The 19,987-nt window shown below is 64.2% G+C and carries 17 protein-coding genes; 6 read left to right on the top strand and 11 right to left on the bottom strand.

Annotated elements, in window-relative coordinates; genetic code table 11:
- Positions 1-145: 145 nt before the first annotated feature.
- The 9 genes from bcp to PSET11_RS07715 form a co-directional block, all read right to left on the bottom strand.
- Positions 146-625, bottom strand: a complete 480-nt coding sequence (gene bcp, locus PSET11_RS07755) for a thioredoxin-dependent thiol peroxidase (RefSeq protein ID WP_124091533.1) — start codon at positions 623-625, stop codon at positions 146-148.
- 77 nt (positions 626-702) lie between these two features.
- Entirely contained in the window at positions 703-1,401 is a 699-nt protein-coding gene (locus PSET11_RS07750) for a winged helix-turn-helix domain-containing protein (protein WP_124091532.1), read from the bottom strand.
- Between the two features lie 8 nt (positions 1,402-1,409).
- Positions 1,410-2,753: an allantoinase AllB gene (gene allB, locus PSET11_RS07745; protein ID WP_124091531.1), complete on the bottom strand. Its 1,344-nt coding sequence runs from the start codon at positions 2,751-2,753 to the stop codon at positions 1,410-1,412.
- Positions 2,746-3,939, bottom strand: coding sequence for a glycerate kinase (locus PSET11_RS07740; RefSeq protein ID WP_124091530.1), 1,194 nt, complete (start codon positions 3,937-3,939; stop codon positions 2,746-2,748). Before PSET11_RS07740 ends, allB begins: the two co-directional genes overlap by 8 nt.
- A 25-nt stretch (positions 3,940-3,964) precedes the next feature.
- Complete coding sequence (gene gcl / locus PSET11_RS07735) at positions 3,965-5,743, bottom strand: glyoxylate carboligase (RefSeq protein ID WP_124091529.1); 1,779 nt, start codon at positions 5,741-5,743, stop codon at positions 3,965-3,967.
- Positions 5,744-5,886: 143 nt separating this feature from the next.
- Positions 5,887-6,816, bottom strand: coding sequence for a 2-hydroxy-3-oxopropionate reductase (locus tag PSET11_RS07730; RefSeq protein WP_282432673.1), 930 nt, complete (start codon positions 6,814-6,816; stop codon positions 5,887-5,889).
- 59 nt (positions 6,817-6,875) lie between these two features.
- Positions 6,876-7,679: a hydroxypyruvate isomerase family protein gene (locus tag PSET11_RS07725; protein WP_124091527.1), complete on the bottom strand. Its 804-nt coding sequence runs from the start codon at positions 7,677-7,679 to the stop codon at positions 6,876-6,878.
- 315 nt (positions 7,680-7,994) lie between these two features.
- Positions 7,995-9,443, bottom strand: a complete 1,449-nt coding sequence (locus tag PSET11_RS07720) for an SLC13 family permease (protein WP_124091526.1) — start codon at positions 9,441-9,443, stop codon at positions 7,995-7,997.
- Between the two features lie 37 nt (positions 9,444-9,480).
- Positions 9,481-10,599 (bottom strand): PrpF domain-containing protein, encoded by a 1,119-nt coding sequence (locus PSET11_RS07715; RefSeq protein ID WP_124091525.1) that lies wholly within the window; start codon positions 10,597-10,599, stop codon positions 9,481-9,483.
- Between the two features lie 238 nt (positions 10,600-10,837).
- Between PSET11_RS07715 and PSET11_RS07710 the strand changes: the two genes are divergently transcribed.
- The 5 genes from PSET11_RS07710 to PSET11_RS07690 all read left to right on the top strand — a co-directional run bounded on the left by PSET11_RS07710 (position 10,838) and on the right by PSET11_RS07690 (position 15,919).
- Entirely contained in the window at positions 10,838-11,776 is a 939-nt protein-coding gene (locus PSET11_RS07710; protein ID WP_124091524.1) for a LysR family transcriptional regulator, read from the top strand.
- A gap of 31 nt (positions 11,777-11,807) precedes the next feature.
- A complete protein-coding gene (locus tag PSET11_RS07705; protein WP_203415932.1) occupies positions 11,808-12,308 on the top strand; it encodes a CDP-alcohol phosphatidyltransferase family protein in 501 nt (166 codons plus the stop codon).
- 873 nt (positions 12,309-13,181) lie between these two features.
- A complete protein-coding gene (locus tag PSET11_RS07700; protein WP_124091522.1) occupies positions 13,182-14,162 on the top strand; it encodes a YaaC family protein in 981 nt (326 codons plus the stop codon).
- Positions 14,163-14,252: 90 nt separating this feature from the next.
- A complete protein-coding gene (locus PSET11_RS07695) occupies positions 14,253-15,353 on the top strand; it encodes an ImmA/IrrE family metallo-endopeptidase (RefSeq protein WP_124091521.1) in 1,101 nt (366 codons plus the stop codon).
- 35 nt (positions 15,354-15,388) lie between these two features.
- Positions 15,389-15,919: a hypothetical protein gene (locus PSET11_RS07690; RefSeq protein WP_124091520.1), complete on the top strand. Its 531-nt coding sequence runs from the start codon at positions 15,389-15,391 to the stop codon at positions 15,917-15,919.
- A 209-nt stretch (positions 15,920-16,128) separates the two neighbouring features.
- Here PSET11_RS07690 and PSET11_RS07685 read toward each other — a convergent pair whose 3' ends face one another.
- A complete protein-coding gene (locus PSET11_RS07685) occupies positions 16,129-16,971 on the bottom strand; it encodes an alpha/beta fold hydrolase (protein ID WP_124091519.1) in 843 nt (280 codons plus the stop codon).
- 99 nt (positions 16,972-17,070) lie between these two features.
- Here PSET11_RS07685 and PSET11_RS07680 point away from each other — a divergent pair, with 99 nt between their 5' ends.
- Positions 17,071-19,458: an HAD-IC family P-type ATPase gene (locus PSET11_RS07680; RefSeq protein WP_124091518.1), complete on the top strand. Its 2,388-nt coding sequence runs from the start codon at positions 17,071-17,073 to the stop codon at positions 19,456-19,458.
- Here the strand turns inward: PSET11_RS07680 and PSET11_RS07675 are convergent.
- A complete protein-coding gene (locus PSET11_RS07675; RefSeq protein WP_124091517.1) occupies positions 19,455-19,940 on the bottom strand; it encodes a MarR family winged helix-turn-helix transcriptional regulator in 486 nt (161 codons plus the stop codon). The genes PSET11_RS07680 and PSET11_RS07675 overlap by 4 nt on opposite strands.
- Between the last annotated feature and the right edge of the window lie 47 nt (positions 19,941-19,987).

Raw genomic sequence — 19,987 nt, 5'->3', positions numbered from 1 at the left:
TCAACCAAACTCAACGGTCTAAGCCCGGTCCAATACCGGGCCCAAGCCACCGCAGCCTAGAATCCCAATAAACCAGTCCAACAAACGGGGACCAGTTCAGTTCACCGGGAGGGTTTCCCTAGTAGGCGTGAAAGCTTCGGGAGGGTTAGATCCCCAGTGCGGTGCGGAGGGCTGCGACGTGGCCGGCTGCCTGGACCTGGTACTGGGCCAGCTTGACCTTGCCGTCGGGATCGACCACCACGGTGGAGCGGACAATGCCCTCGATGATCTCACCCTTGTACACGCTCTCGCCCCATGCGCCGTAGGCCAACGCCACGGCGTGGTCTTCGTCGGACAGCAGCGGGAAGGTCAGCGCGAAGTCGCCGGTGAAACCTGCCAGGGCCTCGGGGGCGTCGGGGGAGATGCCGAGGACTTCGTAGCCCAGCCCCTGGAGGGAGGCGAGGTTGTCGCGGAAGTCGCAGGCTTCGGTGGTGCAGCCCGGCGTGGCGGCCTTCGGGTAGAAGTACACGATGACGTTCTTGCCGCGGTAGTCCGCCAGCGTGGTGGGCTGGCCCTGGGCGTCCTTCAGGGTGAAATCGGGCGCCTCGGTGCCGGGCTGAAGCTTGGTGGTCAGGGTGTGGCTCATGGCGTTCCTTCTGAAGATTAAGGCAGGGCAATGCTTCTAAGTGAAGCGGAGGTTCTGTATCAGCAACAACTTGGGCGTCATATGCAATATTCCGCAGGTCCGCGGACCGTGGCAGCTTGACCGGGCACAAACTGGTATCCGCCGCCGCGCACAGTAGCCACCGCGTGCCGGGCCGTCCCCAGTTTCCGCCGGATACGGCCCACATAGACATCAATGGATCGTGTCGACGCACCGGGGGTCTCGAACGTGTCCAGGAAGCCCTGGAGCTCTTCCCGGCTCACTGTGCGGGACAAATGCGTCACCAGGTAGCGGAGCACCTTGAATTCCACGCCGGTCAGCGGCACGATGCACCCGTCCAGCAGGACCTGATCGGCTGCCAGGTCAACGGAGACCCGGCTGACGGGCCCGGCCGACGGCGGCAGGTGAGTGCCGCCGTCGCCCGCCACGCCTTCTGCACCGCGGGAAGCCGTGGCCAACCCGGGTGCCGAATGGAAACGTTCCGCCGCAGAGGATCGCGGAGAGGAGTTGGCTGCGTGATCCTCTGTTGGGGCGGAACATTCCGTCGAGGGGGCACTGGCGGCGAGCCAGTGGACCTCCGCTTGGGGAGCGGTTTTCAGGGCCCGCGCCAGGACTAGTTCGGCCGCGCGGCGCAGCACGTCCGGGGGAGTCCCCTCGGCGGGGACCACCCAGACGGCAAGCCCACGCGCAGCCGCACCCTTGGCGGGGAACACGTGCCTAGCTCCTGCCGGGCGCGGATGGTGGACCTGCACTGCCATGGCTGGTCCTAGACTCCGCCGCGGCGGATCAGCTTGCCGGTGGGCGTCTGGCCGTCGATGACCTGTCCGCGGAGGAAGGTCTTGCGGACAACGCCGGAGAGGGCTTTGCCGTCGTAGGGCGTGATGGGGTTCTTGTGCTTGAGCTTGGACACGTCCACCACGTAGGCCTCGTCGGGTGCGAACACAGCGAAGTCGGCGTCGAAGCCCAGTGCGAGCTGGCCCTTGTTGGAGAGGCGGGCCAGGGCGGCCGGCTTGGCGGCCATCCAGGACACCACCTGTTCCAGCGAGATGCCGCGGTGGCGGGCCTCACTCCAGACGAGTGACAGGCCCAGCTGCAGCGAGGAAACGCCACCCCATGCCACGGCGAAGTCGCCGTTTTCCAGGTCCTTGAGGTCAAGGGTTGACGGCGAGTGGTCCGAGACGATGCAGTCGATGGTGCCGTCCTTCAGGCCCTGCCACAACAGTTCCCGGTTGGAGGCCTCGCGGATCGGCGGGCAGCACTTGTACGCGGTGGCGCCGTTCGGGATTTCCTCGGCCATCAAGGTCAGGTAGTGCGGGCACGTCTCCACGGTGAGCTTCACGCCGTCGCGTTTCGCGGAGGCGATCATGGGCAACGCGTCCGACGACGACAGGTGCAGGATGTGCGCACGCGCACCAGTCCAGCGCGAGCGTTCGATGACCTCGGCGATTGCCTTGTTCTCGGCACCGCGGGGGCGGGAGGCCAGGAACGTGGAGTAGTGGTCGCCGCCGGGGTGGGGGGCGCGGTCGATCGCGTGCGAGTCCTCGGCATGCACGATCATGAGCGAGTCGAAGGACTTCAGCTCGGCCATGTCCTCTTCCATCTCGTCTGCATCGAGGTGGGGGAATTCGTCCACGCCGGAGTGCAGCAGGAAGCACTTGAAACCGAAGACACCTTCATCATGCAGCGGGCGCAGGTCGGACTTGTTGCCCGGGATGGCACCGCCCCAGAACCCAACATCAACGAACGCCTGGTCTGCTGCCACGTCACGCTTGAGCTTCAGGCCCTCAACGTTGGTGGTGGGCGGGATGGAGTTCAGCGGCATGTCGATGATGGTGGTGACGCCACCGGCAGCTGCGGCGCGGGTGGCGGAGGCGAAGCCTTCCCACTCGGTGCGGCCGGGCTCGTTGACGTGCACGTGGGTGTCCACGAGGCCGGGGAGCAGTGTCTCGTCGTCGGCCAGTTCAATGACCTCGGTGCCTGCCAGGCCGTTGCCCAGCGGTTCCAGGGCCACGATCTTGCCGTCGCGGACGCCCACTTCACGCGGCGCGATGCCGGCGGTGGTGAGGATGCGCTGGCCGCGGATGACCAAGTCAAAACGTTCTTCAGACATGGAGGTCCTCCTTGTTGTTGGTTCCGGCAGGCTGCTGCGGTGCAAACGTGCCGCGGATCGACGTGCCTAGCTGCTCGAGAAGCGTTCCCGCTTCCGCTATGCACCTGTCTACATTGCTTTCGAGTGCTGTCAAGGTATAGATGTTTTCGAAGCCAGCGGCCTTGGCCTGTCCCGGTGCGAGGGTGGTGCGGCCGCAGACGGCGATCACGGGGACGCCTGCGGCTGCGGCCGCCCGAGCTACCCCGATGGGGGTCTTGCCCAGCAGGCTCTGTTCGTCCAGGCTGCCTTCGCCGGTGATGACCAGGTCGGCGCCGACCAGGCGTTCCGCGAGTCCGGTGAACTCGAGGACCACGTCGATGCCGGGCCGGCGGGTGGCGGCCAGCGCTGCCAAGGCGGCGAAGCCCACGCCTCCGGCCGCGCCAGCACCTGGCGCGTCGGCGGCCTGGCGTGCCTGCAATCCGAGGTCCCTGGCCAGGACTTCGACGAACCTGGCCAGGGCGGCGTCGAGGGTATCGACGTCTTGTGGTGTGGCGCCCTTCTGCGGGCCGAAGATCGCTGCGGCACCTTGGGCGCCCAGCAGCGGATTGTCGACGTCGGACGCCAGCACAAATTGGGTGTCCACCAGGCGGGCATCGAAATCGGTGAAGTCGATGCGGTGGAGGTCGGCCAGAGCCGCTCCGCCCAGGGGTAGTTCGTTGCCGTGCTGGTCGAGGAGGCGGGCGCCGAGTCCCTGGAGGACGCCCGCGCCGCCGTCGGTATTGGCGCTGCCGCCAACTCCCAGGACGATCCGCCGGCAGCCAGCATCGAGTGCTGCGCGGATCAGCTGGCCGCTGCCCAGGCTCGTGGCGGTGGTAGCCGACGCCGAATCCGGCGTGCCACCGGCGATGACGGCGGGCAGCAATGCCAGGCCCGAGGCGGTGGCCATTTCGACCACCGCTTCGTGCGCCCGGACGGCGAAGTCGGCCTGCACCGGTTCGCCGGTGGGACCAGCTACCGTGGCGCTCTGCCGGGTAAATCCCGAGCCGACGGCGGCGTCGAGGGTGCCCTCGCCGCCGTCGGCCACGGGAATTGCCGTCACGTCCAGGGTGCCGCTGGCGCCAGCCCGCAGGCCCCGCTCGAGGTGCCGGATCACGTCTGGGGCGGATAACGAGCCCTTGAATTTGTCCGGGGCGATAACCACACGCATTCCGGTACCTCCTTTCAGGTTTTTACTAGTCCAGCAGGGCGATGATCGCGGTGGGTGCGTCTTCGCCGTTGGCTGCCAGGTCTTCGAATTCGTTCACGCCGTCGATCTCAACACCCATGGAGATGTTGGTGATCTTTTCGAGGATCACTTCAACCACCACGGGAACCTTGAATTCCGCCATCAGGGCCTTGGCCTTGTCGAACGCGGCAGCCAGGTCGGCGGGGTCTTCCACGCGGACGGCCTTGCAGCCCAAGCCCTCGGCAACCTTGACGTGGTCCACGCCGTAGCCGTTGGTCTCCGGCGAGTTGATGTTCTCGAACGCCAGGGACACGTTCTGTTCCATCTCGAAGCCGCGCTGCGACTGGCGGATCAGGCCCAGGTAGGAGTTGTTCACCACCACGTGGATGTACGGCAGGTTGAACTGCGCGCCCACGGCCAGCTCTTCGATCATGAACTGGAAGTCGTAGTCACCGGACAGCGCAACCACAGTCTCGTCCGGCTTGCCACGGACGACGCCGAGCGCAGCCGGAGCGGTCCAGCCCAAGGGACCAGCCTGGCCGGCGTTGATCCACTTGCGCGGGCCGAAGACGTGCAGCAGCTGCGCGCCAGCGATCTGGGACAGGCCGATGGTGGACACGTACGTGGTGTCCTTGCCGAAGGACTTGTTCATTTCCTCGTACACGCGCTGCGGCTTGATCGGCACGTTGTCGAAGTGGGTCTTGCGCTGCAGGGAACCCTTGCGCTCGAGGCACTCAGCAACCCAACCCTTGTAATCCGGCAGCGTCTTGGCGGCCTGGCGTTCGCGGGCAATCTCGAGCAGGCCGTCCAGGGCTGCACCGGCGTCGGATGCAATACCCAAGTCGGGGGAGAACACGCGGCCGATCTGGGTGGGCTCAATGTCGATGTGCACAAACTTGCGGCCGGCCGTGTAGGTGTCCAGGCCACCGGTGTGGCGGTTGGCCCAACGGTTTCCGATGCCGATCACGAAGTCGGACGCCAGCATGGTCTGGTTGCCGTAGCGGTGGCTGGTCTGCAGGCCCACCATGCCGGCCATCAGGTCGTGGTCATCGGGAATGGTGCCCCAACCCATCAGGGTGGGGATGACCGGCACGTTCAGCAGTTCAGCGAGCTCCACCAGCTGGGCGGAAGCGCCGGCGTTGATGATGCCGCCGCCGGCCACGATCAGCGGGCGCTCGGCTGCGGTCAGCATGTCCAGGGCCTTTTCGAGCTGCTTGCGGGAGGCCTTGGGCTTCTCGACGGCGATCGGCTCGTAGGTGTCGATGTCGAATTCGATTTCGGCCATCTGCACATCGAACGGCAGGTCCAGCAGGACCGGGCCGGGACGGCCGGAACGCATCAGCTGGAAGGCCTTCTGGAAAGCGCCGGGCATCTGGCCGGGTTCCCGGATGGTCATGGCCATCTTGGTGACGGGCTTGGCGATGGACTCGATGTCCACAGCCTGGAAATCTTCCTTGTGCAGCTTGGCAACGGGTGCCTGGCCGGTGATGCAGAGCATGGGGATGGAGTCTGCCCAGGCTGCGTACAGGCCGGTGATCATGTCGGTGCCGGCGGGGCCGGAGGTGCCGATGCAGACGCCGATGTTGCCGTCCTTGGCGCGCGAGTAGCCGTCAGCCATGTGGCTGGCACCTTCTACGTGGCGGGCCAGCGTGTGGCGGATTCCGCCGTGCTTGCGCATTGCTGAGTAAAACGGGTTGATTGCCGCGCCGGGCAGGCCGAACGCCTCAACGGCGCCTTCCTTTTCCAGGATTGCGACGGCAGCATCTACGGTGCGCATCTTAGCCATGGTGTACTCCTTGAGAACTTTTTGGTGCCCGTGGTGGGCTGAATGTGGGTGGTGCGGGCCGCCGTCGTGGATGTCCGACGACGGCGGCCCGAGTGTGGTGCGGTGCCGCACCTGGTGGGGCGGCTGGCTGACTCGTGGGGTGGTTACTCGCGGCCGGACAGCTGGAGGACCTGCTTGAAGAGGCCTGAGTGGTCGAGTGCGCCGTCGCCCTGGTTGACAGTGGCTGCGACGAGCTGCGCGACGACAGCGCCGAGGGGAACGGCGACGTTGGCTTCGCGGGCTGCGGAGGTGACGATGCCGAGGTCCTTGTGGTGCAGGGCCAGGCGGAAACCGGGGTCGAAGTTGCGGTTGAGCATCTTCTGGCCCTTCTGCTCCAGGACCTTGGAGCCGGCAAGGCCGCCGCCAAGGACCTTCAACGCGGCGTCGGTGTCTACGCCATAGGCCTCAAGGAACGCGATTGCTTCGCCGAGGACCTGGATGTTGACGGCCACGATCAGCTGGTTGGCTGCCTTGACGGTCTGGCCGGAGCCGGCGGGACCAACGTGGACGATCGTCTTGCCGACGGCGTTGAGGACGTCCTGCGCTGCGTCGAAGTCTGCCTTTTCGCCGCCCACCATGATGGAGAGAACGGCGTCGATGGCGCCCTGTTCGCCGCCGGAGACCGGAGCATCGAGGGGGCGAATGCCGGCTGCGGTGGCGTCCTCGGAGAGGCGCTTGGCGACGTCGGGGCGGATGCTGGACGCGTCGATCCAGAGCGCACCCTGCTTGGCGTTGGCGAAGACGCCGTCCTTGCCGCTGACCACACCTTCAACATCGGGGGAGTCCGGCACCATGGTGATGACGACGTCGGCGTCCTTGACGGCGTCGGCGATGCTCGTGGCACCCTTGCCGCCTTCGGAGACGAGCTTGTCGATCTTGTCCTGGCTGCGGTTGAAGCCGGTGACGGTGTGCCCGGCCTTGACGAGGTTGATGGCCATGGGCAGGCCCATGATTCCGAGTCCGATGACTGCAACGTTGCTCATGAGGTTCTCTTTCTGGAAAGTCTGCGGGTGGTCTACCCAACTAGGTCGCAGTTGTTGTCGTTATGAGGGCTCAAAACGACAACAACTGCCAGTTAGTTGGGCGGGCGGGATTAAGAGGCGTTGGCGCGCTGGCGGATGGCCCAGCTGAACGCGGATTCCTGCGGCTCTTTGTATTCGAGGCCGATGTAGCCCTGGTAGCCCAATTCGCGGCTGCGGGCGATCCATTCACCCAGCGGGAGGGTGCCGGTGCCGGGGGCGCCGCGGCCGGGGTTGTCGGCGATCTGGATGTGGCCGAAGTCCTTGGCGTGCTCTTCGATGACTGCTGAAACGTCGTCACCGTTGACTGCCAAGTGGTAGAAGTCGGCCAGGAGCTTGATGTTGGTGGCCCCGGACTCTTCCTTGACGCGGGCGATGACCTTCAGCGCGTCAGCGGCGGTGAGCAGCGGATACTTTGCCGCGCCACTGACCGGTTCGAGAAGCACGGTGCCGCCGATGCGGGCCACGCCGGCAGCTGCTGCCGCGAGGTTCTTGGCGGCGATGTCGTCCTGCTCTTCTGCGGTGGCGTCGTCCTGACGGTTGCCGTAGAGGGCGTTGAAGGCCTTGCAGCCCAGGCGCTCGCCAATACCAACGACGACGTCGATGTTCTCTGCGAATTCAGCCTCGCGTCCCTTCCACGAGACCAGGCCGCGGTCACCGCCGGGCATGTTGCCGGCGTTGAAGTTCAGGCCGGTGAGCTGCACGCCGGCGTCGGTGATGGCCGACTCGAACTCGTTGATCTGGGCGTCGGTGGGCACCGAGGATTCGAAGGGCCACCAGAACTCGACGGCGTCAAAGCCGGCAGCCTTGGCAGCGGCCGGGCGCTCGAGCAGGGGCAGCTCGGTGAGGAGGATGGAGCAGTTCACTGTGTACGTCATCGTAGGTCCTTCCAGGGTGGGCTGGGATCTAAGTTTCGAGCTTCCCGCCCACTTCGCCGTTTCCGCTTTGTGGAATTTAGATTCTGCTTTATGAAAAGTGTAGGGAAGGTGAAGGCGGGAGTCAAGGGGGCGAGGGAGCTGCGCATCCTGTGGCCCAGTTCATAGCCACAGCAAAAGGGCGGAGCCACAGGAGAGTGGCTCCGCCCTTAGCGTGGGCTGATATTTGGTTCGCTGGCTATGTTCGCCAGCGGTGGTCGAAAGACTTTAAAAACTCAAGGCGGGACCACCAGGTGGCCCCGCCTTGAGTGCGTGAATTTACAGGATGCCGGTGGGAACCAGCAGGGCCCAGGCCAGCGCCGGAGCCACCAGGACCACGCCACCTGCGTACATCATGAGCTGGCGGTAGATCCGCTGCCGGTCAGCCTCCTGGGCGTTGGCCACGATGAGGGCGCCGTCGGTGGAGAAGGGAGAGACGTCAACCACGGTGGCCGCGATGGCCAAGGCGGCGACGGTGCCGGAAGCACTCAGGGTGCTGGAGGCCAGCAGCGGGCCAGCCAGTGGAATGAACGCCGTCAACAGTGCTGTGGACGATGCGAAGGCCGAGCCCACGCCGATCACGTAGCAGAGGACCAGTGCGATCAGCAGCGGGGCGCCGAGTGCCAGTGCCATTTCCGCCAAGGTGTCGATGACGCCAACGTGCTGCAGCAGGGATACGTAGGTGATCATGCCGGCCACGAGGAGGACGGTAGACCAGGAGACGCCGCCAATGAAGGTCTGGTGTTCCTTGATGTTGACCAGGGCCAGCAGCAGCCCGGCGGAGAGGGCCACGAAGCCGATCGGCATCCGGAAGCCGAGCGTGCAGACCAGCATCGCAATGATCAGGGCGAGGGTGAGGATCTGCTGGCCGTGCGGGCGGGTGGTGCGGGCAATCTCCAGGTCCGTTGCGGCAATGCCTGCGCCGTCCTTCAACTTTCCGAACGCGGCAAACAACACCAGAGAGAGGGCGGACAGGATGAGGTTGATGGCAAAGCTCGCGGCGAAGAGGCCGCCCTGGGAGATGGGGAAGCCATTGTCCAGCGCGATGTTGTGGACCAGGACCCCGGCCACCGACAGGGGCGAGAAGCCGCCGGCGTGGGCGCCGTTGATGACGAATGCGCCCATCAGGACGGGGTGGATGCGGGATTCGTAGGCGAAGCCCATGGCTGCGGGGGCCAGGAGCGCGACAGCGGCGGGAGAGAAGGTGCCCAGCGACGTCAGCGCGGCGGCGAGAAGGAAGAAGACCCAGGGGAGCAGCATGGTCTTGCCGCGCACCATCCGCACGCAGTTTTGGACGATCACGTTGATGGTGCCGTTGCGCTGGGCCATGCTGAAGAAGTAGGTGACGCCGATGATGGTCATGACGATGCTGGCGGGGAAATCAGCCAGGATTTCCTTGTCGGACATGCCCAACATGAAATAGCCAACGCCGAACGATGCCACCAGGCCCATCACGCCGATGTTCAGTGGCCACTTTGTCGCCACGATGAACATGATGACCAGGATCACCAACGGGATGATCTGGGTTGCGGTCAAGGTCGGCTCCGATCCTGAGGTAGCCGCCGGGTTGACGATGGCGTTGCCGAAGAAGAGAGCGGCCAGTCCCAGCACCGCAATCACCACTGTTGCTATCAGCAGGATACGGCGGCGCCGGTTGGTGCGGCTGGATTCGGGAGGTTCGGTGCTGTCCGCAGTCGCGGGAGCAGGTTTGAGGTCGGTGTTGGTCATGATCGTTTACTCCTCATTGAGTGGAAGGGCTGGAGTGTTATTGCGTTGCTGCTGCGAGTGCGGGTTCAACGGCGAAGCCGAGGACTTCCGGGACGTGAAGGGTGGTGCTGGCGATGGTGCGGGCGGTCCGGTCCACGCCCACCAGCAGTGACCCGTCCCGGTCCTCGCGCCAGGTCTCGATCACCCCAGCGGGGGTCTGCAGTCGCAGGGTGGCCGCTGCGGTGGTGGCGCAGTGGCGGTGAACGACAGTTCCGGGGGTGCTGGCAGCCAGGGTGATGGCGATGCTGCCGGTGATGGCCAGTGCGGGGTGGGGCTGGCCCATGGAGAGCATCAGGACGTTGATGTCGGCGTCGGTTGCAGCCTCGGCGGGGCGGCCAATGATCGCCAGCTTGGGGATGGCACGGGCGGCGGCGGCCTCGGTGGGGGCAAGCCCCATCCGGACTGCAGCCTGCCGACGGATTCGTTCCAGCGTGCCCAAGTGCGGCAGGACGCCGGCGGTCCACGAACTGTAGTCGGCCGCGTCCAGGCCCACCTCCGTTGCCTGGACCATGGCAACCGGTGCGCCGGCGTCGACCATGGAGACGGTCCACTTCGTTCCGTCGACGGTGATGGTGTCCGTTGGCGAGCCGGTGGGGAGCAGGTTCCCGGTGGTTTTTCCGGCGGGGTCCTGGAAGCCGAGGCCCACCCGGTAGCCGGGGAAGACGACGCCGGGCATCTGCGCGTCCGGAACAATCGGCAGTGCGCCGGCCGGGGTGGACACGCGCTGGATGATGATCTGGTTGGTGTTGGTATTGCGGGTGACGATCCGGGTGTGGTCGCCGCGGGGTGTCACCCAGCCCTTCTCGATGGCGTAGAGGCCGACGACGGCGGAACAGTTTCCGCAGTTGCTGCCCCAGTCAACGGTGGCTTCCTCGATGCCCACCTGGGCGAAGGTGAATTCAACGTCGACGGTGCGATCGGCGGGGCGGCTGAGGATGACGGCTTTGCTGGTGGTGGAGGTTCCGCCGCCGACGCCGTCAATCTGGCGGGGGTCGGGGCTGCCGAAAAGGCGAGGCAGCAGCTCATCCAGTTCGGTGCGGGTGTCCGCCAAGCTGTCCGCTTCGAAGACCCAGCACTTGCTGGTTCCGCCGCGCATCCATTCTGCTTCTACCTTCATGTCGATCCCTCCGTGTCGTGTGCCGCGCTATGTTCAGGGGCTTATTTCGAGCATGATCCTGATCACAAGTGAAGACAATGTTGGATAAATGAAGGGGTATGTAGAAAAACTTCAATCATTGATGGGGCAGTGATGGATCGGTGGACTTATGCGCCCGACGGCGCGAAAAGCAGCAGCGTAAACAGCAGAATCGCACCATCCTGAATAGAATGAACGAAAAGCACAGAAGGATTAAGCGATGCTTAAGGATCAGGGTTCAGAATTATTCGATATTCGCCGCCTGGCGCTCCTCGTGGAGGTGGTGGAGCAGGGATCCATTACTGCGGCGGCCGATTTGATGATGTATACGCCCTCTGCCGTGTCCCAGCAGTTGCGCAAACTTGAGCAGGAAGTGGGACAACCCCTGTTGAACCGCCGGTCTCGCGGGGTGGTGCCCACCGAGGCTGGCCAGGTCCTCGCCGGGCATGCCCGGAAGATCGTGGGGCAGATGCGGGCGGCCCAGAACGATCTCGACCAGATGGCTGGTCTGCGCAGTGGTTCGCTGTCGATCGGAACGTTTCCCACGCTGGCGGGATCGTTCCTGCCATTGGTGATTAGGGCGTTCAAGAAGCGGTATCCGGCGATCGCCCTGTCAGTCCGGAGCGCTCGTTTTGAGGAGCTGGTCTCGGACCTGGAGTCGGGTGACACGGGACTTTGCCTGCTGTGGGACTATCCCTGGAACCGCTTTCACGATGACTCCATCCGCATCACGGAGGTGTTCCAAGAAAGCACGGTGATCCTGGTGGCCAAGGGGCACCATCTTGCCGATCGTGACGAGGTGCGGATGGCGGATCTGCAGAAGGAGTCGTGGATTGTCCGCGCAGATTCGCACCCGGTGGTGGAAGTCCTGAAACGCTCCGCCAACGCCGCCGGTTTCGAACCCACCATCGGCTTCCTGGCGAACGACTACCAGGAGGCCCAGGCCATGGTCAGTGTGGGCATGGGCGTCGCCATCGTGCCCAAAACCGCGGTGGCGCTGCAACACCCGGACATCCGTGTCCTGAGCCTGGGGGCCGCTGCCCCGCTGCGTCGCGTCTTGCTGGCCCAGCGCCAGGACAAGGTCTACGCACCTGCGGAGGTCGCCTTCCACACCACCTTGTTGGAGATTGCCCGGGAGCACGTTGCGGACTACCTCTAGCACCGCCGTTCTTGCATCCCCGGCGAACTGGGTGACGCTCGGCAGGGGACTCTTGGTCCTGGGCTGCGCTGCCGTGGTGATCCTGGCGCTGCTGGGAACACTGCCGATGCGCTCGTGGTGGCTGCTGGTGCTCGCCGTTCCGGCCCTCATCCTGGACGCAGTGGATGGCGCCGTGGCCCGCCGCACAGGCACCGTCAGCCCCTTCGGTGCACGCCTGGACATGGAAACGGATGCCGCGCTGCTCCTGGTCCTCAGCGTCCCGGCGGCGGCGACCGCCGGCTGGTGGATCCTGCTGATCGGGCTCTTGCGCTACTTGTTTGTCGCGGCTTCGGCGCTGCGGCCGTTGCTCCGGGCGCCGCTGCCGTTCAGCCAGTTCCGGCGGACGACGGCGGCAGTCCAGGGGATCGCCCTCTGCCTCGCGTTGGTGCCACTATTCCCGGTGGCGGCGGCCCCCGTCGTCAGTGCGGCGTCTCTTGCCTTGTTGGTGGTGTCGTTTGGGCGGGACGTGCTGTATCTGGAGCGGCGAGGATAACGCCACCCTGCTGGAGTCTGCTGGCAGTACAGCGAAACAGCGGCTCTGACCTCGACCGCCGGCACCTCCGGTGCTGGCCCGGACAACTACAGTGTCACAACGAGGGAACCGGAAACACGATGAGAACAATCTTATGAATACGGCCAAGGAGCGAACAAGGGCGGCACGGTCCAATTTTGGGCAACAGCCTGGTGACCCGGGTTATGGCGCCCAAGTCCGAACCCGCTCAACAGATCGCTAAGGGGCCCTATTACTTTGAGCTGCTTGGACTTTCGGCTATGTTGCGGAATGGGAACTCACGGACGCTCGCACCAGATGGATCCCGAAGACGCAACGGGATCTCCGGCTGAGGTTCTCCTTCGTCGGCCGTCAAGTTCAGGTCGACTTCGACGGCGACGACTTCTACACCGATTTGCTCTTCAGGACTGCCCCGGGTTTTGTCGACTCGGGGGCAGTCCCGATCGTTTAGACGAGGTAAAGCTTGGGCCGCTGGTCGGCATGCCCCAGAAGCATTCTCACTCGGGCCGGTTTCGTCGTTAGGGGTATGACCAGAGATCCGGACACAAGCGCATCCGGGCAGGAATTGGGGAGTTCGAATCGGTCGCAGCCCAATTGGCCCTCGAACGTGACGTCCAGTCCTGCTGCTTCGAGTGCGAAGGTAGACCGCTCCGAAGTCCCTCCGAGGTCTGAGGGACCGGGCCCCGCAGAGATTCCGCGAAAGATGCATCTGGAGGTACTGCGCAGGGTCAACAGGACATGACGTCACTTATCGGCGTTTAAAGTGCGGGAGTAGAAGTAGCTGCTAGCAACTCCCTACAGAAATCCCATTCATCAGGTTCGAGCAATAGAGACTATCTCCCCCATACTGGCATCATGCCAAGAAGGTACTTCGAGATTGAATCCGACTCGCCCGAGGAGTCGTGGCGGCGAATCCGAGCATTGCGCTCTGGAGCACCCACCGGCATGCCCTCATCGCGGCGAATGCTCTTTACTAGCTCCTTGGAGCAGGCGCAGCAGCAATTCGAAGCAGCTGCTCGTGTGGGATTCGAGTCTCGGTCCCTGAATCTCTATTACGGCCTTTCGCAGGCTGGTCGCGCCATCGCCGCTGCTCTCACTCCCCCAAATATGGGGAAGTCCCCAGAGGTGAGCGGACACGGTCTTCGCATCGCAAATTTCCAGTCAGCAAAGGCCAAGAGTTTCTGGGAAATTGAGGTCAGAGCTGAGGGGAACGACGATACGTCGTATGGACGTTTAGCTTCGCTCCTTCGCTCATCTTCGTTGTCGACGCCCGTTTCCCTGGGAGAGCTCTGGCATATGGTCCCAGAGGTTCATCTGGACCATCCGATAGGAAATTTCATAGAACCACGGTGGGTCGACAAGCCTTATGCAAGTAGCGGCTTTGCGCAGGAGAATACCTTCACGCTGCAGGCGACTGACGAAGAAATGGATCACGATGCAGAAAAGCTGCGTGAGCTTTACCCAGACCTCAGAGAAGCCCGGGTATTGAGGTTTAAGGGGGGATCATATTCCGAGGACAAGGGCATCCGGACGGACGAGGCGGTCTTCTCCCATGAAGGACGGCAAGGACCCATGCGCATCCTCCGGGGTAGCACGGCGCTCATGCCCGCTACCCGGGGCAGCCTTCAGTCACTGGATCCACTCTTAACTTGGTGGACACTTCTTTACGCCCTATCGATGATTACTCGGTACAAGCCTGTTCTGTGGACTGAGGTCATCGACGTAAACCGATCACCTCTTGCTGTGCCCTTGGAGACTCTTCTCAGCAAAGCCCTTGAGGCCGTTCCAGCCCAGGTGTATACAACCTTGTCCACTAATGGAGATGCGCCGTCCTAGATGCCACCAAGCGAGCTGTCTGTGACGCTGACGGCTCGACGGCCCGTCGCCCTCAATTGGGAAATTCCCAATTGAGGGTAGGGTAGGTGCATGGAGACTGTAGGCACCCGGATCCGTCAGCGCATCGCTGAGCTGCATATAGGTGTGCCCGAAAAAGAAATCGCCGCGTCCGTCGGAATGACCCCCGATGTCTTGTCCAGGTCCTTGAATGGCAAGCGGACGTTTACGAGCATCGAGCTTGCCCACCTTGCCGAGCGCCTTTCGACGTCCATGTACCGGCTGGCCACAGGAGAGGCCGATCCCTTTGAAGCGCGGATCGCTGCACGTCACGAATACGACTTCTATGCCGGACGCTATGTTGAGGGCAAGGACGAAAGTATTAGTCAGACGCTGGACAACATCGAGCTGGCGTACCGCCAGGTGTACCAGGGAAGAAATGACGCACTCACGCCGGTTGCAGGTCCGGATGAAATCCGTGAGCAGTTGGGCGCCGGCTTCGTCGGTGATTTCGTCTCCCGCGTCGAAGAGATCCTCGACATTGACGTCGTTCGGGTCGAGGGCGTCACGTCCGCCTACGCCCTCCGAGCCGGAGGGCGCTATTGCATCGTCGTTCCCCGCAGCGGCAACTGGTTCCGCCAGAACAGCGACATCGCGCACGAGCTTGGCCACATCTACCTCGGCCACTTCAACGACCGCGACGAGGCCGCGTCTGACGTAAAAGAAGGCCCTGCCTTCGACTTTGCCGCGCAGCTTCTGCTTCCCGAAGCGACGATGCGCGCCGTCGACTGGGCGAAGACCACGTGGCTCGAGGTCGTCAATTTCCTGTGGGACCATGGGGTATCGACGAAATATCTCGCGAACCGCCTGCGGAAGCTGTCGCTCACGGCCCGCGCCGAGGTGTGGCAACTCCTGGAGCTCTCGACCTTCGACGTTTTCAGCCGGCCTCTGGAAGGGACGTCTTTCTCCCCCTTCGCGGTTGCCGCGCGAACCCAGCGTGCCGCGGAGCGCCGCTTCCCGGAAGCCCTGATCGCAGCTCACATGGAGGCCGCCTCGACGGGAAAGGTGGCGAAGGAGACGCTCGCATGGATGCTGGACGTCTCGCCCGAAGAGATCGAGGTGCACCCCCCGCAGTCCGCGAGTGTCAACCTCGACGATCTGGCGGCTGAACTGGGGCTGGTGGCCAAGGGTTGAGCGGCCGGCTTTTCCTGCCGGACAACACGGTGCTCGTGAACTTCGCACAGATCGGCCGGATGGATCTTCTACGGCTGGTAGCCGAAGGGCGCTCGACCTGGTGCTACACGGTCTCCGAGGAGTGCGCCAAGAGTTCGCAGGTGAGCGGACTTGAGCAGCTTGCCGAAGCACCGGGCATTTTCGGGGAACCGTTGAAACTGGAGACCCCTGTTGAGAATTCGGACACACGGGTCTTCCAGACACGGCTGAAAAAGGCAGGCGACGGCCCCGCCGCCAATCTTGGCGAAGCGGAAAGCCTCTCGATCATCATGAACCGCCAGTTGGACGCCACGTTTATCACCGATGACAACGGTGCGCTGGGCTTTGCAGTCGATCATGGTATTTCCTACATGACCACTTGGGACCTATTGAAGCTGTTCGTCCGTATCAAGAGGCTGGACCGAGACACAGCCTGGCAATACGTGCTGACCTTGGAAGGCCACAGGCGGCGGTACAAGGAACTGTGGGACCAGGTTTCCTTCTACGCATGGCTGGAAACCTCGGGTGCGCTCCAGTTCGCTCCCTGACGGGCTCTCTCGCCCGTCGTGCCTGATGCTAACCCGGACGGCTGCGCCCCGAAAATGATGCATCTGATTAAATACGCAGCGCTCAGCTTGACGGAAGGTCACTTATCGGCAAAAGCCTTACGACGGGTCGGCTGTGCAAGCACCTTCAGCATTTCGCACCGACTTGGCCCAGCGTTTGGCGGCCGAAGATTCCATGTCGTCGAGCCAGGTCACGGTTTCCCTCCAGCAGCAGCCCGGGCCCGGCGGATCGGCGCAAACGTGGGCGGGGCGTCCTGGGTTAGGAACGCGAGGATGAGCCGGTTGCAGAGATCGGGCTTCTCTACCAGCAGGCCGTGTGAGGTGCCGGGGACCACGGCGAGTTCTGCCGTGGGGAGCCCGCGATACATGGCGATCGCATGCTCAAGGCTCACCTCGTCATCGTCGCCGATCATCACCAGAGTCCGGGCCTTGATGCCCGCCAGGTCGGCGGTGGTGAACTGTGGCTCGGTCGCGTGCATCTGGTCCAGTTTGGCCATCACGACGTCGAAGTGGTCACCGCCGTCCGGTGACAATTCGGCGTAGGCCTCGCGGAAAAACTCCGGCAGCGGGTCATCCGTTGCGGCCCCGGAGTCCGTTGCCGGGCCGTCGTCAGTCCCGCCGCCGTCGTCCGAAACCTCCGGATTCCTGGTCCATCCCTCCCGGTGGAAAACCCCGGCCACCAGGACCAGCCGCCGGACCAGATCTGGCCGCAGCAGGGCAAGGGTCAGGGCCACCACGGAACCGTCACTGCAGCCCAGCAGGTGGACCGGCTCGCCCACCTGGGACTCGATGAACGCGATCATGTCCTGCGCCATCAGTTCATAGCTGATGGGGCCGGCGACATCCGGCGTGCGGCCGTGCCCGCGCCGTTCCAGCGTGTACACGCGCAGCTGCTCGGCGAGCGGGAGGACGGTGGCGTCCAGAGACCGGGCGTCGATGCCGCCGGGGTGCAACGCCACCACCGCTTCGCCGGAACCGTACGCCGCGAACCAGGTAGCGGCGGAGTCAGGTGCAGCAAACGGTGGGGTGGCCATGGTTGATCTTCCCCGCTGCGTTGCCGCGGCGTCCAGCATTTGAAGCCGCTCACCTGCGAACTCTTTCCTAAACGGGCAAGCCCACCGCAGAATGGGGCAATGACTGCCACGCGCGTTGCACCGTTGGGGGATGGCTTGAGCGCTGCCGAGGTTGCCGATCGTGTGGCCAAGCATCAAACCAACACCTTTGACCAGGACACCAGCCGGAGCCTGTGGGCAATTGTTCGCTCCAACGTGTTCACCCTGTTCAACGGCATCATCGCCGCCTGCTTCCTGGTCCTGTTGGTGCTGGATCGCTGGCAGGATGCGTTGTTCGGGCTCGCTGCGCTGTTCAACGCGGTGATCGGTGCCGTGCAGGAGTATCGGGCCAAGCGCGCGTTGGATCGGCTCGCACTGCTCCACGCCCCGAGTGCCCGCGTCCTGCGGGTCGGCGTCGAGCAGGACATCACGGTGGGCGAGGTGGTGCTCGATGACCTTCTGATCCTCCGCGCCGGCGACCAGGTGCCCGCAGATGGCCGGGTGCTGCAGGGGCGCGGGCTGCAGCTGGACGAGTCGATGCTCACCGGCGAATCGGACCCCATCGACAAGGTAGCGGACGACTACGTCCTCTCGGGTTCGGTGGTCGTGGCCGGTGAGGGGGCGGCCCAGGTAGTTCGGGTGGGCGCAGATTCGTTCGCCAACCGGATTGCCACCCAAGCGAAACGGTTCTCGCTGGTCAGATCTGAGCTGCGCACCTCGATCGACCGGGTGTTGAAATGGGTGGCGTGGCTCATCGGACCGCTCGGTTTGATCGTGCTGAATGCGCAGATGATGGCGGTGGGCGGCTGGGGAGTAGCAACCCGGACCGATGCGTGGCGGGACGCAGTGGTGGCAACGATTGCCTCCGTGGTGGCCGCTGTGCCCCTGGGACTGGTACTCATGACCAGCATTACCTTCGCCGTGGGCGCCGTGAAACTGTCCCGCCAGCAGGTCTTGGTGCAGGAACTCCCTGCCGTGGAGGGCCTGGCCAGGGTGGACATCATCTGCCTCGACAAGACCGGCACGCTCACCTTCGGCGACATCATTTTCGACGCCGCGCACCCACTTCCAGCCGCGCAGCCGCTTCCGGCGGCGCACCCGAAGGATCCAGACGCAACGCCTGGCTGGGAAAGCGTCCTGGCCTGGTACGGCGTCCAAAACGACGCGAACGCCACCGCGCGGAGCCTCGCCACGGAGTACGCGGCGCAGCCTACGGGGCAGCCGGCGGACAGGGTGGCCTTTTCCTCTGCCCGGAAATGGAGTGCCGTCACCTTTGGTCAGACCATGTGGATCCTGGGTGGGCCGGAGATGGTCTTCCCCGCCAATGCCGGCCACGAAGACCTGCACGCCAAGGCTGCGGAACTGGCCCTTACGGGTCGCCGCACGCTGGTGCTGGCCCAGGGAAGTCCGACGGCGGATGAAACGGTTCCCGCCGACGCCGCACCCGTGGCGCTGCTGACGTTCCGCGAAAACGTCAGGCCGGACGCGCAGCAGACCCTCACCTATTTCGCCGAGCAGGGAGTGGATGTGCGGGTCATTTCGGGCGACAACCCACAGACGGTAGCGGCGATTGCCCGCGACGTAGGCCTGGTAGCACCGCAGGGCTTTGATGCCCGCGACCTCCCGGCAGACCAACAGGAACTGATCAAGGTCCTCAACGAGAATGTGGTCTTTGGCCGCGTCAGCCCCGACCAGAAAAAGGAGATAGTGCTGGCGCTGAAGGCGGCCGGCCGGACCGTGGCCATGACGGGCGACGGCGTCAACGACGCGCTCGCCATCAAGGAAGCAGACATCGGCATTGCCATGGAGTCCGGGGCAGCAGCCACCAAGGCCGTGGCGCGACTGGTCCTCCTGGACGGTAAGTTTTCCCACCTCCCGGTGGTGGTGGCTGAAGGTCGGCAGGTGATCGCCAACATTGAACGGGTCTCCATGCTGTTCCTGACCAAGACCGCCTACGCCATTGTCCTGGCGCTGATCTTCGGCGTGCTGTTTCTGCCGTTCCCGTTCCTGCCGCGCCAACTATCGCTCACGGACGGACTGACCATCGGGATCCCGGCGTTCTTCCTGGCGTTGCTGCCCAACACCCGCCGCTACGTTCCTGGCTTCCTCAAACGCTCGCTGTCTTTCGCGATACCGGCCGGCGTGGTCATTGCCGTGGCGCTCGCGGTGTTCGCGCGGGTCACGGCGAGCTGGGGTTTGCCGGAACCGGAGATTCGCAGCGGTTCCGTGCTGCTGCTGGGTGTAGCCGGTTTGTGGGTACTCGCCGTTCTGGCCCGCCCCATCACGCCCTTCAAAGCTGGCGTTGTTGCCGTCATGGTGGCGGGGCTGGCGCTGGCGTACCTGCTGCCGTTGGCGCGGGACTTCCTGCAGTTTGCAGACCTGAGCCAAGCCGCCCTGCTGCTCCTCGCTGCCTTGGCCGCAGCGTGCGTTGGGCTGATCGAAGTGGTGGGCCGCCGTCGTCGGCGTTAATTCTGGGGGCTGTCCAGGTGCGCCTGAAGGGTCCGCATGGCGTCTGCCACGGCGTGCAGCTGCTGGTCGCTCAGCCCAGCGATGTAAAGATCGGCGACGGCGTGCAGGTGCGGCGAGGACGCGTTCCGGAAGGATTGCGCGCCAAGATCGGACAGCACAATGTCGGCGCCCCGGCTGTCCCCGGTGGCCGCCTCGCGGGTGATCAGCCCCCGGCGCTCCATCCGCCCCAGGTGATGCGAGAGCCTGCTGCGTTCCCAGCCAATATGCTCGGCCAGATGGGAGGAACGCATCCTGCCATTGGCACTCTCGGACAGTGCCAGCAATACCGAATAGTCCGGCATGGACAGGCCGGAATCCGCCTGCATCCGGGCTGCGATGAGGTTCTTCACCGCCTCGGACGTTTCGATGAAGGAGCGCCATGCGCCGAGCTGGCTGGCGGTGGGCGACTTCCGTCGTCGATTCGGTGTTGCGGGTGTGCTCATGATCATCCTCTAGTTGACATATCAACTATATGTTCGCATAATTGACG

Origin of the sequence: Arthrobacter ulcerisalmonis (assembly GCF_900609065.1) — a bacterium.
GTDB classification, from domain to species: domain Bacteria; phylum Actinomycetota; class Actinomycetes; order Actinomycetales; family Micrococcaceae; genus Arthrobacter; species Arthrobacter ulcerisalmonis.
This window is presented reverse-complemented; position numbering and strand designations above follow the sequence as displayed.

Coding starts and splice junctions, on each gene's coding strand:
- PSET11_RS07720 (WP_124091526.1), bottom strand. CDS start 9,443: ATGACCAACACCGACCTCAAACCTGCTCCCGCGACTGCGGACAGCACC.
- PSET11_RS07750 (WP_124091532.1), bottom strand. CDS start 1,401: ATGGCAGTGCAGGTCCACCATCCGCGCCCGGCAGGAGCTAGGCACGTG.
- PSET11_RS07685 (WP_124091519.1), bottom strand. CDS start 16,971: ATGGCCACCCCACCGTTTGCTGCACCTGACTCCGCCGCTACCTGGTTC.
- PSET11_RS07725 (WP_124091527.1), bottom strand. CDS start 7,679: ATGACGTACACAGTGAACTGCTCCATCCTCCTCACCGAGCTGCCCCTG.
- gcl (WP_124091529.1), bottom strand. CDS start 5,743: ATGGCTAAGATGCGCACCGTAGATGCTGCCGTCGCAATCCTGGAAAAG.
- PSET11_RS07700 (WP_124091522.1), top strand. CDS start 13,182: ATGCCAAGAAGGTACTTCGAGATTGAATCCGACTCGCCCGAGGAGTCG.
- allB (WP_124091531.1), bottom strand. CDS start 2,753: ATGTCTGAAGAACGTTTTGACTTGGTCATCCGCGGCCAGCGCATCCTC.
- PSET11_RS07675 (WP_124091517.1), bottom strand. CDS start 19,940: ATGAGCACACCCGCAACACCGAATCGACGACGGAAGTCGCCCACCGCC.
- bcp (WP_124091533.1), bottom strand. CDS start 625: ATGAGCCACACCCTGACCACCAAGCTTCAGCCCGGCACCGAGGCGCCC.
- PSET11_RS07740 (WP_124091530.1), bottom strand. CDS start 3,939: ATGCGTGTGGTTATCGCCCCGGACAAATTCAAGGGCTCGTTATCCGCC.
- PSET11_RS07695 (WP_124091521.1), top strand. CDS start 14,253: ATGGAGACTGTAGGCACCCGGATCCGTCAGCGCATCGCTGAGCTGCAT.
- PSET11_RS07715 (WP_124091525.1), bottom strand. CDS start 10,599: ATGAAGGTAGAAGCAGAATGGATGCGCGGCGGAACCAGCAAGTGCTGG.
- PSET11_RS07680 (WP_124091518.1), top strand. CDS start 17,071: ATGACTGCCACGCGCGTTGCACCGTTGGGGGATGGCTTGAGCGCTGCC.
- PSET11_RS07710 (WP_124091524.1), top strand. CDS start 10,838: ATGCTTAAGGATCAGGGTTCAGAATTATTCGATATTCGCCGCCTGGCG.